Source organism: Hymenobacter frigidus, assembly GCF_014640435.1.
In the GTDB taxonomy this organism is placed as follows: Bacteria; Bacteroidota; Bacteroidia; order Cytophagales; family Hymenobacteraceae; genus Hymenobacter; species Hymenobacter frigidus.
In genome coordinates, this window is record NZ_BMGY01000002.1 from 68,880 (window position 1) to 88,792 (window position 19,913).

The following is a 19,913-nucleotide window of genomic DNA, read 5'->3' on the forward strand; positions in this document are numbered from 1 at the left end:
TGACGCCATGGCAACCCAACTCGGTCTGCGCGCCAATTGGCGGCAATTCTTACTGCTGGTCCTCATCAACGCCTTCGTAGGCGGCATGGTGGGGCTGGAGCGCACCATTCTGCCCCGGCTGGCCGAGCAGGAATTTCACCTGGTGACGCACTCGGCCATCCTCTCCTTCATCGTCGTTTTTGGGTTGACCAAGGCCGTGGCTAACTACTACGCCGGGGCCTGGGCGGGCCGGGTGGGCCGCAAAAACCTGCTGCTTATCGGCTGGCTCTTCGGCTTGCCGGTGCCGCTGCTGCTGCTCTGGGCCCCCAGTTGGGGCTGGGTGATTGCGGCCAACGTGCTGCTGGGCCTCAACCAAGGCCTGGCCTGGTCGAGCACCGTGGTGATGAAAATGGACTTGGTGGGCCCCAGGCAGCGCGGGCTGGCCATGGGCCTGAACGAGTCGGCGGGCTATCTGGCGGTGGGGGCCGCGGCTTTCGCCTCGGGCTGGCTGGCCACCGAGTACGGCCTGCGGCCTTACCCATTTTACCTGGGCATCGCCTTGGCCGTGCTGGGCCTGCTGGGCTCGCTGCTGGTGCGCGACACCCGCGCCCACGTGGCGCTGGAGGCGGCGCAGGCCCCGGCCGGTCCGGCGGGGCCGCCCCTGTCGTTTTGGGACGTCACGTGGCGGCATCCCAACCTGGGCTCCGTCACGCAGGCCGGCCTGGTCAACAACCTAAACGACGGCATGGTGTGGGGGCTGCTGCCGATGCTGCTGGCCAGCAAGGGCTTTTCGTTGACGCAAATCGGCACGGTGGCCGCCGCGTACCCGGCCGTGTGGGGCCTGGGCCAGCTGTTCACCGGCCCGCTGGCCGACCGGCTCTGCAAGAAGGACCTGCTCTTCTGGGGCATGCTGCTGCAAGGGGCGGTGCTGCTGGCCATGCTCTTCACCGATTCCTACCCCGCATTTATGGGGCTGGCGGCGCTGCTCGGGGCAGGCACGGCGCTGGTGTATCCCACGTTTCTGGCGGCCGTAGCCGAGTACTCGCCGGTGGCGCAGCGGGCGCGCAGCGTGGGCATCTTCCGCTTCTGGCGCGACGCGGGCTACGCCATTGGGGCGCTGCTCACGGGCCTCCTGGCCGATGCGTTCGGGCTGGCGGCGGCACTGGCAGCCATTGGCGGGCTCACGGTGCTTTCGGCGCTAGTGATTCAGCGCCGCATGGATTGTGTGCCGGTTGGTGCTAAGGCGATAGTGCCGGATGATGGCTGCGCCTGGCCACGGTCGGCAAACGGTTCTACCCCCTGCGCGAGTTTGCCAGGCTCCGTCTTGGGCAGAACCAAACTCCAAGCAAACTTTGAAATGGCCACGCAGAACCAGCAGTTATTCATGAACCACCGCGTAGCGTAACGTAGCGTAAGAATTTTCCGACACTCCCATCCAGCCCGAGCCCGCTATAAGCAGCCATGACCGCAGCTGCCGCAGGACCTCAATGCAACCACCGTCCAGCTAGACCGCGAGGCCCGGTTCCAAATACAGACCTTCCGCAGGCTGGAACCACCGCGGCGGAACAGCGGATTCAGGAGATTGGGTTTGCTACTGGCCGCACCTTAAGCCGGCACTGGCTGGTACTGCCGGTTATCGTTTTCTCGTTTTTTTACCCTGATACGGGCTGTAGGATTAATGCTGGCCGTTACCTGTTTTTCGCCTGTTGGGCTACCGATTGTGCAAGAATATTACTGCGTAAAATAGGCACTGATAGCCCTGCACGGGTGCTTTTTTTGGTGTGTCTCGTCCGGCTACAGCCATACAGATGGAAGGCACAACCCGCCCTGCGTTTTACAGACGGCGTTGTTCGTCCCCTGCGTTCTCACCAGTAGGGGACACGGGTCACTGTTAACCCGAAGTTGGGAAAGTACAGGTGATGTTCCCTTCTCCCACGAAGGCAGGATTAAGATTTAAATCTGTCCCCTGAGCTGTCCCCTAGAAATCTGTTAAAAGAGAAAGGCCCTGTAAGTTAGATGCTTACAGGGCCTTTACTTGCAAACTGGCGGTCTGGACGGGACTCGAACCCGCGACCTCCGCCGTGACAGGGCGGCATTCTAACCAACTGAACTACCAAACCGTTTGCCTTGGTGGAGAAGCCGTGTGCTTTTCCGTTTTGGTGATACAAAGGTAGGATAAGAAAACCGCGTCCTGCAAGCAATGGGCTAATATATTTCTGAAAACAACCCGTAATTGGGGCTTGAGGGTTGTTTCTCAAGGGGATTAATTTTTGCGCGGTATCGCAACGGTGGATGATTTACCTTTGCCAACCGTTTTTGCAGCGGTATTTGGTGGCGTGCGGCGGCAGGTTCTCGGGAACTTGCCGGTGCGCAGCCGTATTTTTAGCTTTCCCCCTTCACGCAATTCCCTCCGCGGCCCATGCTCCTTGATTTTGAACAACCCATTGTTGCCCTTGAAGGCAAGCTGCATGAAATGCAGAAACTCGCGGCCGAGAGTGAAGTAGACGTAAGCGAAGCTGTCGCGGCGCTCGAAGCCAAGATTAAAGCCCTGAAGAAGGAAACGTACGCCAACCTCACGCGCTGGCAGCGGGTGCAGCTGTCGCGACATCCGGAGCGGCCCCAAATGCTGGACTATATCGGCGGGATGGTCGACAAGTTTACGGAACTGCACGGCGACCGCACCGTGGGCGACGATAAGGCCATGGTGGGCGGCTTAGGAGAGTTAGATGGCCACTCCGTTATGTTCATTGGCCAGCAAAAGGGACACAATACCAAGGAGCGGCAGTTTCGAAACTTCGGCATGGCCAACCCCGAGGGCTATCGCAAGGCGCTACGCCTGATGAAACTGGCCGAAAAATTTAACGTGCCCATCGTGACCCTGATTGACACAATGGGGGCATTTCCCGGCTTGGAGGCGGAGGAGCGCGGGCAAGGCGAAGCCATTGCCCGCAATCTGAAGGAGATGTTCATGCTGAAAGTGCCAGTTATCTGCATCATTATTGGCGAAGGGGCATCGGGCGGGGCCTTAGGTATTGCCATCGGTGACCGAGTGCTGATGCTGGAGAATACCTGGTATTCGGTTATCTCGCCCGAATCCTGCAGCAGCATTCTCTGGCGCACATGGGATTATAAGGAGCAGGCGGCCGAGGCGCTCAAGCTCACGGCAATCGATATGAAAAGCGCGGGCCTCATCGATGGCATTGTGAAGGAGCCGCTGGGCGGCGCGCATACCGCGCCCGAACAAATGATTGACATACTAAAAAGCACCTTGCTCAAAACCTTGAAAGAACTGGCCGCCATTGCGCCGGCTGACCGGATTTCGCAGCGTATCGACAAGTTTTCGGCGATGGGCGTGGTGGTGGAATAAATTCAGTAGACAGTTATCAGCGAGTAGTGAACAGCGTCGTTCGGCAACTCCTGACAACTGCTCACTGCTCACTGATAACTGTTCACTGACGAATGAAAATTCATACTATTGACACCGGTTTGTTCAAACTTGACGGCGGCGCTATGTACGGCGTGGTGCCGCGCAGCATGTGGCAAAAGCTGAACCCGCCCGATGCCAACAACATGTGCACCTGGGCTATGCGCTGTCTCCTAGTTGAGGATGGCGGCCGGTTGCTGCTCATCGATAATGGCATCGGGGAGAAGCAGGATGAGAAATTTCGGGGCCATTTTTACCTGCACGGCGATGACACTCTGGAGAAGTCCTTGCGCAAGCTGGGTTTCACCAGCGCCGATATTACCGATGTGTTTCTGACGCATTTGCACTTTGACCATTGCGGGGGTTCCGTTGTGCGCCGGCCCGATGGCGTGCTTCAGCTGGCTTTTCCCAATGCCACTTATTGGAGCAACGAAGCGCATTGGAACTGGGCCGTGGAACCCAATCCGCGCGAGAAAGCCAGTTTTTTGAAGGAAAATATTCTGCCGATTCAGGAAAGCGGCCACTTGAAGTTCATCGACCTGCAGGCCGGCGTGCCCGATGCGCTGCCGCAGCTCAGCGAGATTATTCGGGCCGATGGCCACACCGAGAAAATGATGGTGCCGCTGATGGAGTATAAAGGCCGTAAGCTGGCTTTCATGGCCGATTTGCTGCCCAGCGCGGGCCACGTTCCGCTGCCGTATGTGATGAGCTACGACGTGCGCCCGCTCATTACCATGACCGAAAAGGAAGCGGTGCTGCGCCGTGCGGCCGAAGAAAACTGGGTGCTGCTGCTGGAGCACGACCCTACGAACGAGGCCTGCACCGTGCAGATGACGGACAGGGGCGTGCGCCTCGGCGAAACACTGCGCTTGGCCGACTTGTAGTTTTCGAGCCTGGCGTCGGTTATTGGGGAGGCGTTTTGCGTAACGGGAGCAGCGGCGGTTCGGTAAGCCACCGTTTTTCATCAAAACAACTTTCAATATGGCCGAGCTGGGTTTGGCTTTATCCGGCGGCGGAGCCCGGGGAATTGCGCACTTGGGGGTGCTGGCCGCTCTCGATGAGCTGCAGCTGCCCGTAGCCCGGCTGGCGGGCGTGAGCTCCGGAGCCATTGCGAGCGTGTTTTACGCGGCCGGCTTTCCTCCCCGTGAGATTTTGCGGATGCTGCTCACCACCAACGTATTCCGGCTGACGCGACCGGCGTTCAGTCGGTTTGGTTTGTTGCGTCTCGATGCGGTGGCGCAATTACTGGCCCGACACTTGGGCAGCACGCTCACTTTTGAAGACCTGAGCCGGCCGTTGACGTTGGTGGCTACTGACTTGATGGCGGGCGAGTCGGTGTACTTCAATTCGGGGCCTCTGCTACCGCCGCTACTGGCCTCGTCGGCGGTGCCCATCATTTACCGGCCGGTAGAGTACCAGGGCCGGCAGCTGGTAGATGGCGGCCTGCTGAACAACCTGCCCGTGGAGCCGTTGCTCGGCCACGAAAACCTGCGGGTGGTAGGCGTGAACTGCAACCCCATTAATCCGGAAGCCCGCATTCCCAATTTTCGGCGCCTTATCGAGCGCACGCTGCATCTGGCCATCAACGCCAACACGTCGTCCCGCAAAGGCCAGTGCGACCTGCTCTTGGAGCCGCCGGAGCTGCGCCACTACCGGCCGCTGGGTTACCGGCGCGGGCCCGAGCTGTTCGACATCGGCTACCGCTACACCATGGGCCAAGCCGCTGCCTTGCAGGCACTGCTGTGAGGATAAATGCCCCATTCCGGGCTAATTGCTCATCTTTGCACCTCAAAATAATGTTCGGCGGAGACGGCTACTGCCGAAATCAGCCAATCAATTTCTCATTTATCAGTGCCTCCTCGAATGCCCGCTCGCAAAACTTCTACTTTCTGGTATTACATGGCCAAGTTTGTCTTCTGGGTTGCTGGCTGGAAACTGGGCGAAATCCACAACCCGGAAATCAAGAAGAGCATGATGATTGCGGCCCCGCATACCAGCAACTGGGACCTCATCATGGCCCGCGCGGCCTTTTACCTGATGGATGTGGACGTGCGCTTCACCGTGAAAAAAGAGTGGACCGAGCACTGGCTGCTGGGTGGCCTCGTGCGGTCCATCGGGGCGCTGCCCGTCGACCGTAGCAGGAACAACAGCTTGGTCGATGGCATGGTGAAGCTGTTTGATGAGCACGACGAGCTCGTGATTCTCATCACGCCGGAAGGCACTCGTGCCTACCAGCCGCGCTGGCGCAAGGGCTACTACTTCGCCGCGTTGAGCGCGCACGTGCCCATCCGCCTCGGCTATCTGGATTACAAGCACCAGGAAGCCGGCATCGGCCCGCCCGTGTACCCCACGGGCGACTACGAGGCCGACGAAGCCAAAATCAAGGCCTTCTACCGCACCAAAACCGGGCGCTTCCCCGAAAAGGGCATCCGCTAATCCTGCGTCAGGGCATAGCTGACGAGATTGGCACCCATGCGCAGAGCGGCGTCGTGCGCGGCGGGTGGGTCCTCGGGGTAGGTACCCGCGTCTTCCCAGCCGTTGCCCAGGTCGCACTCATAGCTGTAGAAGCACACCAGCCGGCCCTTGTAGAGCAGCCCGAAGCCCTGGGCGCGCTTGCCTTCGTGCTCGTGCACCTTGGGCAGCCCGCGCGGAAACTGGTATTTCTGGTGGTAGATGGGGTGCGAGAAGGGTAGTTCCACAAACTCCAGCTCGGGAAAAACCTTCTTCATCTCGGGCCGAATAAATTTGTCGAGTCCGTAATTATCGTCGATGTGCAGGAAGCCGCCGCCCGTGAGGTAACGGCGCAGGTTGCGGGCCTCTACCGCCGTAAAGCTCACGTTGCCGTGCCCGGTCATGTGCACGAAGGGGTAGGAAAGCAACTCAGGGGCGTCGAGCTCTATGGTGGCCTCGTCGGGGGCAATGTTGGTTTTCAGGCTCTGGTTGCAGAAGCTGATGAGGTTGGGCAGCGAGGTTTTGTTGGCGTACCAGTCGCCCCCGCCGCCGTAGTGCAGCTTGGCAATGCGGAAGCTGGGCGCGGGCGCTGGGCTGGCGGCAGTGAGCGAGAGCAAAAAGGCAAAGCTGAGCAGCAGAAGCTTAAACATAAGTCAGGAGGAAATAAATAGCAGAGCCGTGACGAGTGTGCCGGGCCGGCGCCTGGCGTAGAAAGGTAAAATTAGCGCCGCCGGAGCGGCAGTGCTTACTATTGCAAACGCGTGAATTCTATACCCCCCAGATAGCCGCAACGAAAAGTTTCATTATGGAATTCAACAGCAAAAAACTAGAAAGCACTTCGCGCTTAGTTTACTACGCCATTTCCATCGTTTTGTGCGCTTTCCTGATTCTGCTTTCCAACCAGCTCATCGGCGACCTGGACACGGCCACCATTCGGCCGGAAGTCGAAAGCTTTTTAGATGCAGACGTTGTGGCTAACCTCACCCGCCGCGAAAACAGTCTGCAGGCCGAGGTGCAGGCCATTCGGAATAAGAACGCGGTGATTGAGCAGACGATGCAGACCGCCCAGCAGAACTACGCCAACGAGAAGCAGTCGTTCGAAAACTGGGTGAAAACCCGCAAAACCCTGGGCTCGCCCGACAAAGACGAGGAAGTGGTGAGCCGGGCTACCCGGCTCGACGAATTTTACAAAGTGGAGCAGGAGTGGCGCGCGCAGCTGGCGGTCCGGCAAGCCGCTATCGAAAGCAAAGTGCGGCAGCAGGAGCAGCTGCAGCAGCAACTGGAGCGAGAGAACGGGCGGGCCGGAGATAAGTTCGAGGCAGAGCTGAAGCGCTACGAGTTGAAGGTGTTTTTACTCCGGCTGCTGTTTGTGGGGCCGGTGCTGGGCCTAGGCATCTTCTTTTTCATTCGCTACCGCCGGCACAAGTTTTGGCCCCTATACATGGGCTTCACCTTATTTTCGCTTTACGCTTTTTTCTTTGGACTGGTGCCCTACCTGCCAAGCTACGGTGGCTACGTGCGCTCGGCGGTAGGTGTCGCGCTGTCGGTCGGGCTGGGCTACTACGCCATTAAAACCTTCCGGACCTACATGGAGCGCAAGCAGCAAGAATTGCAGGCATCGAGCCAGGAGCGGGCCAAACACGTGCAACTGGAAGTGGCGGAAAAAGCTTTGGAAAACCATTTTTGCCCTTCCTGTGGCAAAGATTTTATCTTGAGAAAATGGGAGTTTCCACTCTCCGCCGACGTAGCCAATGCGTACCGGCTGGTAACGGATTTTTGCCGCCACTGCGGGTTGGAACTGTTTTCAAACTGCCACAACTGCGGCAGTAAAAACTTTAGTCACCTGCCTTTTTGCGCTACTTGCGGTGCCAAGCCCAGCGCTGCGCAACCGCAAGCCGCCGGTACTGCCTCGGTGTAGCACACGCAACCTAGCCTTGCGGCCGAGCCAGGTGCGCCGTGAATACCGCCGCCAGCGCCGCCGTTTCCGTTCGCAGCCGCGAGGTGCCCAAGGTCACTGGCCGAATGCCCCGGCCCAACGCCAGGTTGATTTCGGCGGGCGTAAAGTCGCCCTCGGGCCCGATAAGCACGCAGCAGCCTAGGCCCGCGCTGGCTACTTGCGCCAGCGCCGTGCGCTCGCCCGCTTCCAGGTGGGCGATAAACGTAGTTTCCGGCGCTACGCTGGCCACGAACGCGGCATAATCCACCAGCTCATCCAGCTGCGGCAGCCAGGCCTGGCCCGACTGCTTGAGGGCGCTGATGGCAATCTTCTCCAGCCGCTCCAGCTTCAGCTCGCGGCGTTCGGAGCGGGCGCAGCGCAGGAAGCTGATGCGCTCCACGCCAATTTCCACGGCCTTTTCCACGAACCACTCCATGCGGTCGAGGTTTTTGGTGGGAGCCACGGCTACGTGGGTAAAGTAGGGGCGAGGGGCCACGGTTTCGTGGTGCGTGATGCGCAGTTGGCAGCGCTTGGGGTTGGCGGCGGCCACGGTAGCCGTGTAAAGGCCGCCCCGGCCGTCGAGTAGGTCTATTGCATCGCCCTCGTTTAAGCGCAGCACGCGCACGGCGTGCTTGCTTTCGTCTTCGGAAAGCTGGTAGGTGGCGGCGGCGGGGGTGAGGTCGGGGGCGAAGCAGGTGAGCATGGCGCGAAGTTCGGGCGAAAACTAATAATTTGCCCCGGTTTTCACCCTCACTGTCCGCTGCTATGGCCAACCTGCTCCACCTCAAAATTGCCCTCCGCTACCTCAAGCCGCCCATCTGGCGGCGGGTGGAAGTGCCCGATACGCTCACGTTCTGGGAGTTACACTTCGTGCTGCAAATCCTGTTCGACTGGGAAAACAGCCATTTATTCGAGTTTCGGCAGGGGCGGGGCTTCATCAACGACTTCCTCACCGGCTCGCCGCCCGTGCTGCCCGGTGATGAAGATAACATGCCCGAGTGGCAGCTCGACCCGCGCGAAACGACGCTCGATGAAATCCTGACCAAGCCCAAAGACAAGCTCACCTACGTGTATGATTTCGGCGATTACTGGGAGCACGACATCGTGGTGGAAAAGGTGATTCCGCTGGCCGCAGGCCACCCTGCATCCGCCGTGCGCTGCCTCACCGGCAAGCGCGCCGCCCCGCCAGAGGACATCGGCGGCTTCCCCGGCTACGAGCAGCTGCTGGAGGTGCTGGCCGAAAAGGCCGCCGGCACGCGCAAGCGCCTGCCCAGCGAATACGCCGGCCTCGGCAAATTCGACCCCGAAGAATTTGCCCTTGCCGAATACAACCTCGACCTAAGGCACCTGCGCGAAATTGTGGCGCAGGAAAATACCATGCTGGCCGAATACCAGCGCCGAGTGGTGGCCAAACCGGCCGCGCCCGGTCCTGGCATCAACCTTGGCCCCGGCTTCGATATCAACGCTATGCTGAAGGCGATGACGGCAACCAGTAACCTACAGCCTCCGAACCCGCCAAAACCGAAGAAATGACAACTAATCAATTCTGGCGCGCCCAATCGTTTAGCTACATCCTAAGCAGTCTCGCATAAGTAACCGTAGTCAACCAAAAAGAAAGTCATTCTGAGCTTGCCGAGGAATCTCGCCGGAGTCATCCGCGCCGCCTACTGGCGCGAGCGGGATTCCTCGGCAAGCCCGGAATGACGTTCTTATTTATCCGGTTACTTATGCGTGGGCACTTAACCTACTCATTTAGTCAAGGAGGCAAAACTGGATGCCTTGCTCCACGCCGCCAATCAGCAATTTGCGGAAGTGCGCAAGGAATTACTGCCGGCTCCCACTGAGTGGCTGCCGACAATGTGAGAGAATCTAAGGAGTTTGGAGCGGGGGCGGAACCTAACGCTATTGCCCCTGACGGAAGAACTCAAGACGTTTCAAATCATGCTTCGCCGGTAGCTAAAATAGCGGCAGAAACACCGGAAGCCGCGTGTTTAGCCGTAATTATGGCGGCATCGGTTTCGGAGCAGGACCATTGGATGTGCGCGCCGGTCTATCGAGATGCGTTGGCATTTTATGATGGCCAAGACAATTTATGCGGGGTGCTGAATAGCTGTTTTGGCTTCGATAAAATGATTACGCATCAGCAACGGGAAGTAACGGCGGGTACTGCTGCCTATCAGGAGCTAAAGCAGTTCATGACAGGTTTGGGACATGTAATCTCGGAAAAATAGATGCCAAAAAGCCCCGTCAGCTGCAACTGACGGGGCTTTTTGGTGAGTGAACGTGGGGTAATCTTAGGCTTCTACCGCCACTTTGGGAGCGCCGGCCAGAATTTCTTCGTTGGCGAAGTCGGCGTACTTCTTGAAATTCTCAACGAACTTTTCGGCCAGTGAAGCGGCGGTTTTATCGTAGCTCGCCTTATCGGCCCAGGTGTTGCGCGGGTCCAGGATTTCGGAGGGCACGCCGGGCACGGCACCGGGTACTTCCATGCCGAAGATGGGGTGCTTGGTGAACTTCACCTGCTCGAGCTGGCCGTTGAGGGCCGCCGTAATCATGGCGCGGGTGTAGTTCAGCTTCATGCGCGAGCCGGTGCCGTAGCTGCCGCCGGTCCAGCCGGTATTGATGAGCCACACGTTGATGTCGGGGTTCTCGTCCATCTTTTTGCCCAGCATCTCGGCGTACTTGGTGGGGTGCAGAGGCAGGAATACGGCGCCGAAACAGGCCGAAAACGTCGTTTGCGGCTCCGTCACGCCCATTTCCGTGCCGGCCACCTTGGCGGTGTAGCCCGACATGAACAGGTACATGGCGTGGCTCTTATCGAGCTTGCTGATGGGAGGCAGCACGCCGAACGCGTCGGCGGTGAGGAAGAAAATGTTCTTCGGCGCATCGGCCACCGAGGGCTCAATGGCGTTATCGATGAAGTTGATGGGGTAGGCGGTGCGCGTGTTTTCGGTCACCGACTTGTTGGCGTAGTCCACGGTGTGGGTGCCGGGGATAAAGCGCGTGTTCTCCACGATGGAGCCGAAGCGGATGGCGTCCCAAATCTGGGGCTCCTTCTCCTTGCTCAGGTCAATCACCTTGGCGTAGCAGCCGCCCTCGAAGTTGAAGATGCCGGCATCTGGCGTCCAGCCGTGCTCATCGTCGCCGATGAGGCCGCGGTTGGGGTCGGCTGAGAGGGTGGTTTTGCCCGTGCCGGACAGGCCGAAGAAGATGGCGGTGTCGCCGGCTTCGCCCACGTTGGCCGAGCAGTGCATGGGCAGCGTGCTCATTTCGTGGGGCAGCAAGTAGTTCAGCACGCCGAAAATGCCTTTTTTCATCTCGCCGGCGTAGCCCGTGCCACCAATCAGAATCATCTTCTTGGTGAAGTTGAGAATGGCGAAGTTGGGCTGGCGGGTGCCGTCCACGGCCGGGTCGGCTTCGAAGCCGGGGGCGCAGATGATGCTGAAATCGGGCAGCCAGCTGGTGTCAGCACCCTCGGCAGGGCGCAGGAACATGTTGTAGCAGAATAGGTTGTGCCAAGCCTGCTCGTTCACGATGCGCAGCTTGAGTTGGTAGTCGGGGTTGGAGCCGGCGTAGGCTTCGCGCACATACAGCTCCTTGTCGGCCAGGTAGGTCACCATTTTCTGGTGCAGCTGGTCGAACTTGTCGGCATCGAACGGAATGTTGATATCGCCCCACCACACGCTGTTTTCGGTGTTTTCGTCTTTTACTACGAAACGGTCTTTGGGCGAGCGGCCGGTAAATTTGCCGGTGTCGGCCATCAGGGCGCCGGTGTCGGTGAGGTGGCCTTCCTTGTTGCGCAGGGCGTGCTCCACGAGCTCGGCCGGCGTCAGGTTGAGGTGCACCGTAGCGGTATCGGTGAAGCCCAGCGGCTGCAAACGATTGCGGGACGAATCGGCAAGGTTGGAGGCTTCTTGCATGGCGAAGAAAAAGTTGGGTGGGAGTTGGCGTGAATTAAGAGACAAAGGTAGAATTATTCGGCGGCGACGCAGTGAAACAATTCGTTTCATTAGCAGGACAAATTAAACCTGCCCCCGCTAATTCGCTACATTTGAGAGAGAATAGAGGGTGCGAAACACGCGTGAGGGGAGAAAGTTAGAATATCCAGCTGCGCTCAGGTTTGCTTTGTCCCTGCTTTTAATTTCCCCCATGACTACCAGCATTGCCCGTTACAACGGTATTTACGGCGATAGCAAGGCCCGGATTTCGCACGACTACCTGCAGAGCCAGTCCATTGTGCCCCGCCAGCGCCTCACCGACTGGGGCCTGAAGCCGCATTTGCACGAAAACTTGTTCCAGCTGTTTTTTCTGGAAGCCGGCCGCGCGTCCTTCGAAGCCACCGAGCCGCTGGAGCTGCACACGCCCTGCCTGGTCATCATCCCGGCCAATACGGTGCACGGCTTCACCTTCAGCCCGCAGGTGAAAGGCCGGACGCTCACCCTCTCGGAGGCCCTGCTCGACACCATCCTGCAGGCCACGCCCGGCGTGCTGGTCGAGCTGAACTCGGTGCATATCCTGTCCGATTTCAACTCCGAGGTTCGCTTCGAAGATTTGCTGGCTCTGGAGCAGCAGATTCACGAAGAAATTTACTCCGACCTGCCCGGCAAGCAGCTCGCGCTGAATGGCTATTTCAAGCTGCTGTTTGTGAAAATATTCCGGTTGCTGCAGCACAACCGCCGCAAAGAGGAGAGCCCCAACCGCGCCCTGCACTACTTCCGCGAGTTCCAGAAAGCCATTGAGCGCACCGCGCCGTTCGAGAAGAAAATCTCGCAGTTCGCCCACGAGCTCAAGATTACGCAGGTGCACCTCAATCGTATCTGCCAGGCAGTGAAGGGCAAAACGGCCCAGCAGATTGTGCAGGCCCACACCATTCGCAAGGCCCACAACTATCTGTTGTACACGTCGCTCTCGGTGGCCGAAATTGCCTACGAGCTGCAGTTCGTCGACCCCGGCTACTTCACGCGGTTTTTCCGCAAGCAAACCGGCCTGGCGCCGGCCGCCTACCGCGCTAAAGCCTACCGCAGCGAGGGAGGAGGAAAGAACGGGAGAGGGGAATCCGCCTTGTCATCCTGAGCTTGCGAAGGACCTTATCACGTTGGAAAATTTGCTCACAATCGGCGCAGGCACGATAAGGTCCTTTGCCAGCTCAGGATGACAGCACCGGCATCCGCTTGCAACACCTGATTGGCCCCATAATGCCGAAACTTTCCTAGATTTACCGTGCCCGTATTGCATTGCTTGCCCAACGGAGTCGGTTTTCCGCTTATTCACTCACTCATTTCTCACGCTAGTTTCCTCTATGCAAACTGTTCCTGCTCAAACCGAGCATCCGCTCGCCGCGGCATCCACGAGTCATCCCAAGGGGCTGTACGTCCTGTTCGCCACCGAAATGTGGGAGCGGTTCAGCTACTACGGCATGCGGGCCCTGCTGTCGCTGTACATGCTCAAGGCTCTGCTGATGAACAAGGAGATGTCGTCGCTCATCTACGGCAACTATACCTCGCTCGTGTACCTCACGCCGCTACTCGGCGGCTACGTGGCCGACCGCTACTGGGGCAACCGCCGTTCCATTCTGGTGGGCGGCCTGCTGATGGCGGCCGGGCAGTTTGCCTTGTTTTTTTCGGCTTCGATGTACACCACCGGCCAAACGGCCGTGCCCTCGGCGCAGCTGCTACTGTTCTTCGTGGGCCTGGGCTGCCTCATTTTCGGCAACGGTTTCTTCAAGCCCAACATCTCCTCCATGGTGGGCTCGCTCTACCCCAAGGGTGATTCGCGCATCGACGCGGCCTATACTATTTTCTACATGGGCATCAACCTGGGCGCGTTTTTCTCGCCCCTGGTCTGTGGCACGCTCGGCGACACCGGCAATCCGGCCGATTTCAAGTGGGGCTTTCTGGCGGCTGGTTTCGGCATGCTCATCGGCAGCCTCACGTTTGAGCTGCTGAAGCACAAGTACGTGGTAACTGCCGAAGGTAACCCCCTCGGGGCCAAGCCCGAGCGCACGGTGGAGCATTCGCCCGTGGTGCCGGTGCAAACCGACGGCCCCGTGCGCGCCGAAACCATTGCCGCCCCCACCAAGAGCTTCGCCAGCAAGCTGCCCATGCTCATCGGCCTGTTTGTGGTGGTGTACGCTGCCATTGCCTGGCTCATGAACCGCGACTGGATTGGCGCGCTGGTGTTTTCGGCCATGATTGTAGCTCCCGTCACCATCCTCACCGACCCTTCGCTGACATCCCGCGAGAAGCAGAAAATCTACGTCATCTTCATCCTGAGCTTCTTCGTAATCTTTTTCTGGGGCACGTTTGAGCAGGCCGGGGCCTCGCTCACGTTCTTCGCCGACGAGCAAACCGACCGGACCCTGGGTTCCACGGTCGTGCCCGCTTCCTACTTCCAATCGGCTAACGCGTTGTTCATTATCATTTTCGCCCCAATATTCGCCGTGCTGTGGACCTGGATGGGCAAGCGCGGCACGGAGCCCTCGTCGCCGCTAAAAATGTCCATCAGCCTCATGCTGATGGCCGTGGGTTACCTCATCATCGCCTTCGGGGTGAAAGGCGTAGATGCTTCCACCAAGGTGAGCATGTTCTGGCTCATTACCATGTACATGGTGCATACGTTTGCCGAGTTGTGCTTGTCACCCATCGGCCTGGCTCTGGTAAACAAGCTGGCTCCCGCCCGCTTCGCCTCGCTGCTGATGGCGGTGTGGTTCCTCGCCACCGCGGCGGGTAATAAGCTAGCCGGTGTACTTTCCGGCCTGTATCCTCCCGGCCCAGCCGAATTCGCCAAGGCTGCCAAGGAAGGTATCAACCTGCCCGGCATCCTCAATGGAGCCTCGCAGATGACGGCCGAAATCAGCGCCAAGCTCACTTCCCTGGAGCTGACGGCCAAATGGCCCACTTTCCTCGGCTTCCAAATCACGAGCCTCTACGATTTCTTCATGATTTTCGTGGGCCTGTCGGCCGTGGCCTCACTCATCCTGTTCGTGCTCTACAAGAAGCTCAACACCATGATGGCCGAGCCGGTAACGGCATAGTCATTGAAGGCAACAAGCAAAAATCCCCGCTGGCCATTCCAGCGGGGATTTTTGCTTGTTAATTATAATCAAAACGGTCATGCTGAGCGCCGCCGAAGCATCTCTACCGCTTCGTTGGGCAACTCTAACGAAGCGGTAGAGTTGCTTCAGCGGCGCTCAGCATGACCGTTCATTGAATTTCTGAGGCGCTACTACAATCGACACAAAAAAACCCCGCTGGCAATACCAGCGGGGTTTTTCGTTCTTGTAACGAGAGGCTACAAGCGGCTCGACTTACATCATGCCGCCCATGCCACCCATACCGCCCATGCCGCCATCGCCGTGGCCATGACCAGCATCCTTGGGCTCGGGCTCGTCCGAAATCACAGCCTCAGTCGTCAGCAGCAAGCCGGCGATGGAAGCAGCGTTTTCGAGGGCCAAACGGGTCACCTTGGTTGGGTCGATGATGCCAGCGGCCACCAGGTTTTCGTAACGGTCCTCGCGGGCATTGTAACCGAAGTCACCGCTGCCTTCGCGCACTTTCTGCACCACTACCGAGCCTTCGCCACCGGCGTTCTGCACGATGCAGCGCAGGGGCGCCTCCAGGGCCGTACGGATGATGTTGACACCAGTGCGCTCGTCGCTGTTGTGGGTGTCCACTGCGGCTAGGGCCTCAATGGCCCGCACCAGGGCTACGCCGCCGCCGGGTACCACGCCTTCCTCAACGGCGGCGCGGGTGGCGTGCAGGGCATCGTCAACCCGGTCTTTCTTCTCTTTCATCTCTACTTCCGTGCTGGCACCGATGTAGAGAATGGCTACGCCGCCGCTCAGTTTGGCGAGGCGCTCCTGCAGTTTCTCCTTGTCGTAGTCCGACGTGGTGGTTTCCATCTGCGCCTTAATCTGGGCGATGCGGCCGGTGATGTTCTCTTTCGAGCCCTTGCCGTTCACGATGGTCGTGTTGTCCTTGTCGATGATGATTTTCTCAGCCGTGCCGAGGTACTCCAAGGTCGCGTTTTCGAGCTTGTAGCCCTGCTCTTCGCTGATAACGGTACCGCCCGTGAGGGTAGCAATGTCTTCCAGCATGGCCTTACGGCGGTCGCCGAAGCCGGGAGCCTTCACGGCCGCGATTTTCAGCGAGCCGCGCAGCTTGTTCACTACCAGGGTAGCGAGGGCTTCGCCGTCCACATCTTCCGAGATGATGACGAGGGGCTTGCCGGTGCCGAGCACTTGCTCCAACACGGGCAGGAGCTCCTTCATGGTGCTCACTTTTTTGTCGTAGATGAGAACGTAAGGCGAGTCGAACTCAACCTCCATTTTCTCGGGGTTGGTCACGAAGTAAGGGGAGAGGTAGCCGCGGTCAAACTGCATGCCTTCCACCGTTTTCACTTCGGTTTCGGTGCCACGCGCTTCTTCCACGGTGATAACGCCTTCCTTGCCCACTTTCTCCATGGCATCGGCAATCATCTGGCCGATTTCGGCGTCGTTGTTAGCCGAAATAGTACCTACCTGGGCAATCTCCGCCGAGTTCTCAATCTTCTTCGACTGCGACTTCAGGTTGGCGACCACGGCAATTACGGCCTTGTCGATGCCGCGCTTCAAATCCATGGGGTTGGCACCGGCGGCCACGTTCTTCGAGCCAGCCATGTAGATGGCCTGGGCCAGTACGGTAGCCGTGGTGGTGCCGTCGCCGGCCTGGTCGGCCGTTTTCGACGCCACTTCCTTCACGAGCTGAGCGCCCATGTTCTCGATTGGGTCGCGCAACTCAATTTCCTTGGCTACGGTCACGCCGTCCTTGGTAATCGTGGGGGCACCGAATTTTTTGTCGATGATGACGTTGCGGCCTTTCGGGCCGAGGGTCACCTTCACGGCGTTCGCCAGTTTGTTTACACCGGCCTGCAAGCGGGCACGGCCTTCGGTGTCGAATTGGATGTTCTTAGCCACTTCTGGGGAAATTAAAAATTAAGAATTAGGAATTTAGAATTCTCAACCGGCCTAGAGCACGGCGAAAATGTCCGACTCGCGCATGATGAGCAGGTCTTCGCCGTCGACGGTGATTTCGGTGCCGGCGTACTTACCGTACAGAACCTGGTCGCCTACGTGCACCTGAGGCTTGATGAGCGAGCCGCTGTCGGCAAATTTGCCTTCGCCTACTGCTACTACTTCACCGCGCTGGGGTTTTTCCTTAGCCGTGTCGGGGATGATGATGCCGGATTTGGTTTTCTCCTCGGCGGCGGCAGCGCGGACAATGACGCGGTCGGCCAGCGGTTTCATGCTAAGTGCCATTCTGTGTGTGTTTGGTTTGAATTAGGTGGAAAAACTAGGTGTGCTGCCCTATCTCATTTCCCGTGCCAGCCCCGCAAACCTGACAAAATGAGCAGTTTTTGAATGCAACAGGTGGCAGAAGTGGCGTAATTGCCGGGCAGGGTTCTATTAATTCAACCGGAGTTGGCTGGGATAAGGACTGCCGGAATAGGCCCAATAGCTAACAAAAAAGCCGGCGTCTCCCGAGGGAAGCACCGGCTTTTTTAAAGTCGAATGAATAAGCGCGATTACTTGGCGGGCGTCGGAGCCGGGGCCGGCGCGGGAGCAGTGGGCTGAACCGGAGCTGTGTTTGCGGGAGCCGGAGCAGAAGCACCCGGAGCCGGTGCGCCAGGTGCGGGGGCCGGTGCCGGCAGCTTGGTTTCCAGAGCGCGCTCCTGGTTCACGCTGCGCACGGGGCCAGCGGTGCTGCGGGTGAGCATGTGGGTGCTCAGCGAGAGCACAACCAGGCCGATGGCGAAGCCCCAAGTGAGTTTTTCGAGCAGGTCGCCGGTGCGCTTCACGCCCATCATGCTGGCGGCCCCGCCGGCGCTAAACTGGCTGGAGATTCCGCCGCCTTTGGGGTTTTGCGCCAATACCACGAGGGCCAGCAGGAAACACACAACGAGAATGAGGATGATGATAGCAGTGTACATGAGGGGCAAAAAAGCTAAAAAAGCGAATTATGCAGAAGGTTGCAATTGTTTGATTTGGGCCGTAAAGTACGCCATTTTTTCCGGCTGTTTCACCATGAGCTTCTCATAAATCTCAATAGCGCGGGTGGTTTTGCCCTGCCGCACGAAGATGCGGGCCAGGTTTTCGGACACCAAATCAGGCTCAGCCCGGGTGCTGCGTACGCTTAAGTCGGCCTGGTGGCTGGCGGCGGGTGGCAGCATGGCTGCCCGGGTGAGGCGCGGCTGGCGGCGCAGGAAGTTGTTGATGAGGTCGACCGTTGAGGGCAGCGCCACGGCTGGCGGGCAGTGGGCGGCCCAGTGCTCGCATAGGAGTTGGTCGGGTTCAAAGAAGGTGCCGGTTGGGGGCAGCGGGGACGCGGACGGTTGGGCGGCTGCGGCGTAGCGGGCCGTGTTATCAGCGTTTTCAGCCTTGTCGGTGAACAGGTTAAGCAGTTGCAGGGAGAGGCCCAAGCGGCTGCTTTCGCCAAAGGCATAGCCCAATTCTTCGTCGCCGGTGAAAGCGCTGGGAGTGAACACGGCCACAGTTGTGACTTGGGTGACCACCGGCAACGCCTCGGGGGTACCCATGCTGCGCGTAACAGCCGAGGCGGCCCACTCATCAACCAAGCCCGGCAACTCGTAGGTGGGCACTGCCGGTGATGATGGCTCGGCTAGTCCGAACTCGAAGCGTGCTTCTCCAACTTCTACCGGCGGGCGAATAGCCGGTGCCTGGGCCGGCAAAACAGTTCCGGTTTCGGGAGCAGCTGGTTCGGGGGTAACTGCTGACACTACCTCTTCACCAAGGGCCACCGATTCGGTGGTTACATCTTCCCGGTCAACAAGCAGCGGCGCTTTCTCACATTCCAACGGTACCAATTCAGCTACTGGAGTCGGTGTAACTAGTCCGGCTGAAGTGGTATCAGGCGCTTCGATTTCCGCAGTGGGAGTAGCCGTTCCCTGGGCTTCTAATGCAGCTTCTGCTTCCGTCACTACGGGCGTAGCCGCCGGTTCTGGTTCGGGCAAGGCTACGTGTGGCGCTGCTGGCACCTCCACTGCTGGCACCGGTTCCACAACTGCTGTCAATACAACCGGCGTGAGGATTTGGGGAGCTTCGAACTCGGAAATAGGCGCTGGGAAAGCGGGAGCAGCCGTTACGGGCAGCGGAACTACATCAGGTGCAGGTGCTGGAGAAACCGGTGTTTCGGTGTCGTAGTAAGCCACTGATGGCTCTTCCGCAGCCAAAGCGGGGGGCTCGGAGTAGGTGGCTGCCGGGGCGGGCTCCACCTGCTCGATGAGGCGGCGGAGCAAGGTGCGGTCGGCGGCGTAGGTGGCGGCGCGGCGCAGGCGCTGGCCCGCCAGCATGGTGCCTTGGTCGTGAGCGGCTTTGGCTAGCAGCAGATGCGCGGTTTGGCAATAGGGAAAGGCCTGGGCCAGCTGTTCCAGCTCACGCACTTCTGCCGCACCGAGGGCAGTTGGGCGGTCCAGAACATGCAAAAGCGTGGCGCGGGTCACAGTAGTACTGTTGTGTTTAAATTACGAAGCGTTGAATCTGTAAAATAACGAGCAACGGCGCGATAAATCTGCACCCAAGCGCCAGAAACCCGGAAATGAATCCGGCCGCGTTCAATAGTCTGGCGGTTAAATTACCAGTTGGCCACCGACTTATTAAATATATCGGTAATGATTTTGTCGGTGGTCGAGCGCACTGCCGTTGGGTCGCTGTTGATGGTGGCAATGTTGCGGTTGGCCTGGTAGTCGTCAAAGTTCTGGAATACCTGCTCGAAGCTTTGCTTGTCGTCCTTGGTATTGGTAAACCGGATTTTGACCTGAATAGTGAGCCGATTGGTACCCGCCTGCTCTACGCCATTGACCTGCTGCACCGTGGCGGGCGCAAAGTCGTAGGCCACGATGTTGCCCTCAAATTGCAGGTCGCCATCGCGCGGCACCTGCTTAAGGTTGGTGTTGCGCTGAAAGTAGTCCTTCAGGTCCTCGGTGAAACGCTGGGTGAGAAAGGACGGCCCGGTAGGCGAGTTGTTTTGAATGGTGGCAATCGAAATGGTCCGTATCGTGGGGTCGATGTTGGTTCCGTTGAAGGAGTACACGCCGCAGCCGCTTAGTAAAAAGCTGACAGCTAAAAGC

19 protein-coding genes and 1 tRNA gene are annotated in these 19,913 nt (G+C 58.9%); 10 read left to right on the forward strand and 10 right to left on the reverse strand.

Annotation, left to right across the window (positions count from 1 at the left end):
• The first annotated feature begins 7 nt into the window (after positions 1–7).
• Positions 8–1,384, forward strand: a complete 1,377-nt coding sequence (locus IEW17_RS01340) for an MFS transporter (protein ID WP_188560215.1) — start codon at positions 8–10, stop codon at positions 1,382–1,384.
• Between the two features lie 638 nt (positions 1,385–2,022).
• Here IEW17_RS01340 and IEW17_RS01345 read toward each other — a convergent pair.
• Positions 2,023–2,099, reverse strand: a tRNA-Asp gene (locus tag IEW17_RS01345).
• Positions 2,100–2,242: 143 nt separating this feature from the next.
• Entirely contained in the window at positions 2,243–2,449 is a 207-nt protein-coding gene (locus tag IEW17_RS01350) for a hypothetical protein (protein WP_188560348.1), read from the reverse strand.
• On the opposite strand from IEW17_RS01350, the gene IEW17_RS01355 reads away from it, so the two are divergent.
• The 4 genes from IEW17_RS01355 to IEW17_RS01370 all read left to right on the forward strand — a co-directional run bounded on the left by IEW17_RS01355 (position 2,399) and on the right by IEW17_RS01370 (position 5,839).
• Positions 2,399–3,346 carry an acetyl-CoA carboxylase carboxyltransferase subunit alpha gene (locus IEW17_RS01355; RefSeq protein WP_188560216.1) on the forward strand — a complete coding sequence of 316 codons (948 nt, stop codon included), beginning with the start codon at positions 2,399–2,401 and terminating at the stop codon, positions 3,344–3,346. The two genes, IEW17_RS01350 and IEW17_RS01355, sit on opposite strands and share 51 nt — an antisense overlap.
• Before the next feature lie 92 nt (positions 3,347–3,438).
• On the forward strand, positions 3,439–4,287 hold the full coding sequence (locus tag IEW17_RS01360; RefSeq protein WP_188560217.1) for an MBL fold metallo-hydrolase: 849 nt from the start codon (positions 3,439–3,441) through the stop codon (positions 4,285–4,287).
• 97 nt (positions 4,288–4,384) lie between these two features.
• Positions 4,385–5,149 carry a patatin-like phospholipase family protein gene (locus tag IEW17_RS01365; protein WP_188560218.1) on the forward strand — a complete coding sequence of 255 codons (765 nt, stop codon included), beginning with the start codon at positions 4,385–4,387 and terminating at the stop codon, positions 5,147–5,149.
• A gap of 117 nt (positions 5,150–5,266) precedes the next feature.
• Positions 5,267–5,839 (forward strand): 1-acyl-sn-glycerol-3-phosphate acyltransferase, encoded by a 573-nt coding sequence (locus IEW17_RS01370; RefSeq protein ID WP_188560219.1) that lies wholly within the window; start codon positions 5,267–5,269, stop codon positions 5,837–5,839.
• Here IEW17_RS01370 and IEW17_RS01375 read toward each other — a convergent pair.
• Entirely contained in the window at positions 5,836–6,504 is a 669-nt protein-coding gene (locus tag IEW17_RS01375) for a DUF4159 domain-containing protein (RefSeq protein WP_188560220.1), read from the reverse strand. The genes IEW17_RS01370 and IEW17_RS01375 overlap by 4 nt on opposite strands.
• A 155-nt stretch (positions 6,505–6,659) precedes the next feature.
• Between IEW17_RS01375 and IEW17_RS01380 the strand changes: the two genes are divergently transcribed.
• Entirely contained in the window at positions 6,660–7,772 is a 1,113-nt protein-coding gene (locus IEW17_RS01380; protein ID WP_188560221.1) for a zinc ribbon domain-containing protein, read from the forward strand.
• A 10-nt stretch (positions 7,773–7,782) separates the two neighbouring features.
• On the opposite strand, the gene IEW17_RS01385 is transcribed toward IEW17_RS01380, so the two are convergent.
• Positions 7,783–8,493 carry a 16S rRNA (uracil(1498)-N(3))-methyltransferase gene (locus IEW17_RS01385; RefSeq protein ID WP_188560222.1) on the reverse strand — a complete coding sequence of 237 codons (711 nt, stop codon included), beginning with the start codon at positions 8,491–8,493 and terminating at the stop codon, positions 7,783–7,785.
• Positions 8,494–8,555: 62 nt separating this feature from the next.
• Here IEW17_RS01385 and IEW17_RS01390 point away from each other — a divergent pair, with 62 nt between their 5' ends.
• Positions 8,556–9,323 (forward strand): plasmid pRiA4b ORF-3 family protein, encoded by a 768-nt coding sequence (locus tag IEW17_RS01390; protein ID WP_188560223.1) that lies wholly within the window; start codon positions 8,556–8,558, stop codon positions 9,321–9,323.
• Positions 9,324–9,634: 311 nt separating this feature from the next.
• A complete protein-coding gene (locus IEW17_RS01395) occupies positions 9,635–10,021 on the forward strand; it encodes a hypothetical protein (RefSeq protein WP_188560224.1) in 387 nt (128 codons plus the stop codon).
• A 63-nt stretch (positions 10,022–10,084) separates the two neighbouring features.
• On the opposite strand, the gene pckA is transcribed toward IEW17_RS01395, so the two are convergent.
• Positions 10,085–11,710 carry a phosphoenolpyruvate carboxykinase (ATP) gene (pckA, locus tag IEW17_RS01400; RefSeq protein WP_188560225.1) on the reverse strand — a complete coding sequence of 542 codons (1,626 nt, stop codon included), beginning with the start codon at positions 11,708–11,710 and terminating at the stop codon, positions 10,085–10,087.
• 229 nt (positions 11,711–11,939) lie between these two features.
• On the opposite strand from pckA, the gene IEW17_RS01405 reads away from it, so the two are divergent.
• Both IEW17_RS01405 and IEW17_RS01410 read left to right on the forward strand, forming a co-directional pair.
• The gene (locus IEW17_RS01405; RefSeq protein ID WP_188560226.1) at positions 11,940–12,863 is read left to right on the forward strand and encodes an AraC family transcriptional regulator; all 924 of its coding nucleotides are present in this window, start codon (positions 11,940–11,942) and stop codon (positions 12,861–12,863) included.
• A 226-nt stretch (positions 12,864–13,089) separates the two neighbouring features.
• The gene (locus IEW17_RS01410) at positions 13,090–14,823 is read left to right on the forward strand and encodes a peptide MFS transporter (protein ID WP_188560227.1); all 1,734 of its coding nucleotides are present in this window, start codon (positions 13,090–13,092) and stop codon (positions 14,821–14,823) included.
• Positions 14,824–15,096: 273 nt separating this feature from the next.
• Here the strand turns inward: IEW17_RS01410 and groL are convergent, their stop codons facing one another.
• The 5 genes from groL to IEW17_RS01435 form a co-directional block, all read right to left on the reverse strand.
• Positions 15,097–16,743, reverse strand: coding sequence for a chaperonin GroEL (gene groL / locus IEW17_RS01415; protein WP_188560228.1), 1,647 nt, complete (start codon positions 16,741–16,743; stop codon positions 15,097–15,099).
• 51 nt (positions 16,744–16,794) lie between these two features.
• The gene (gene groES / locus IEW17_RS01420) at positions 16,795–17,085 is read right to left on the reverse strand and encodes a co-chaperone GroES (protein WP_188560229.1); all 291 of its coding nucleotides are present in this window, start codon (positions 17,083–17,085) and stop codon (positions 16,795–16,797) included.
• 266 nt (positions 17,086–17,351) lie between these two features.
• The gene (secG, locus tag IEW17_RS21200; protein ID WP_188560230.1) at positions 17,352–17,756 is read right to left on the reverse strand and encodes a preprotein translocase subunit SecG; all 405 of its coding nucleotides are present in this window, start codon (positions 17,754–17,756) and stop codon (positions 17,352–17,354) included.
• A 27-nt stretch (positions 17,757–17,783) separates the two neighbouring features.
• Positions 17,784–19,268 carry a DUF8458 domain-containing protein gene (locus tag IEW17_RS01430; RefSeq protein ID WP_188560231.1) on the reverse strand — a complete coding sequence of 495 codons (1,485 nt, stop codon included), beginning with the start codon at positions 19,266–19,268 and terminating at the stop codon, positions 17,784–17,786.
• Positions 19,269–19,417: 149 nt separating this feature from the next.
• The gene (locus IEW17_RS01435) at positions 19,418–19,876 is read right to left on the reverse strand and encodes an LptE family protein (protein ID WP_188560232.1); all 459 of its coding nucleotides are present in this window, start codon (positions 19,874–19,876) and stop codon (positions 19,418–19,420) included.
• Positions 19,877–19,913 lie beyond the last annotated feature (37 nt).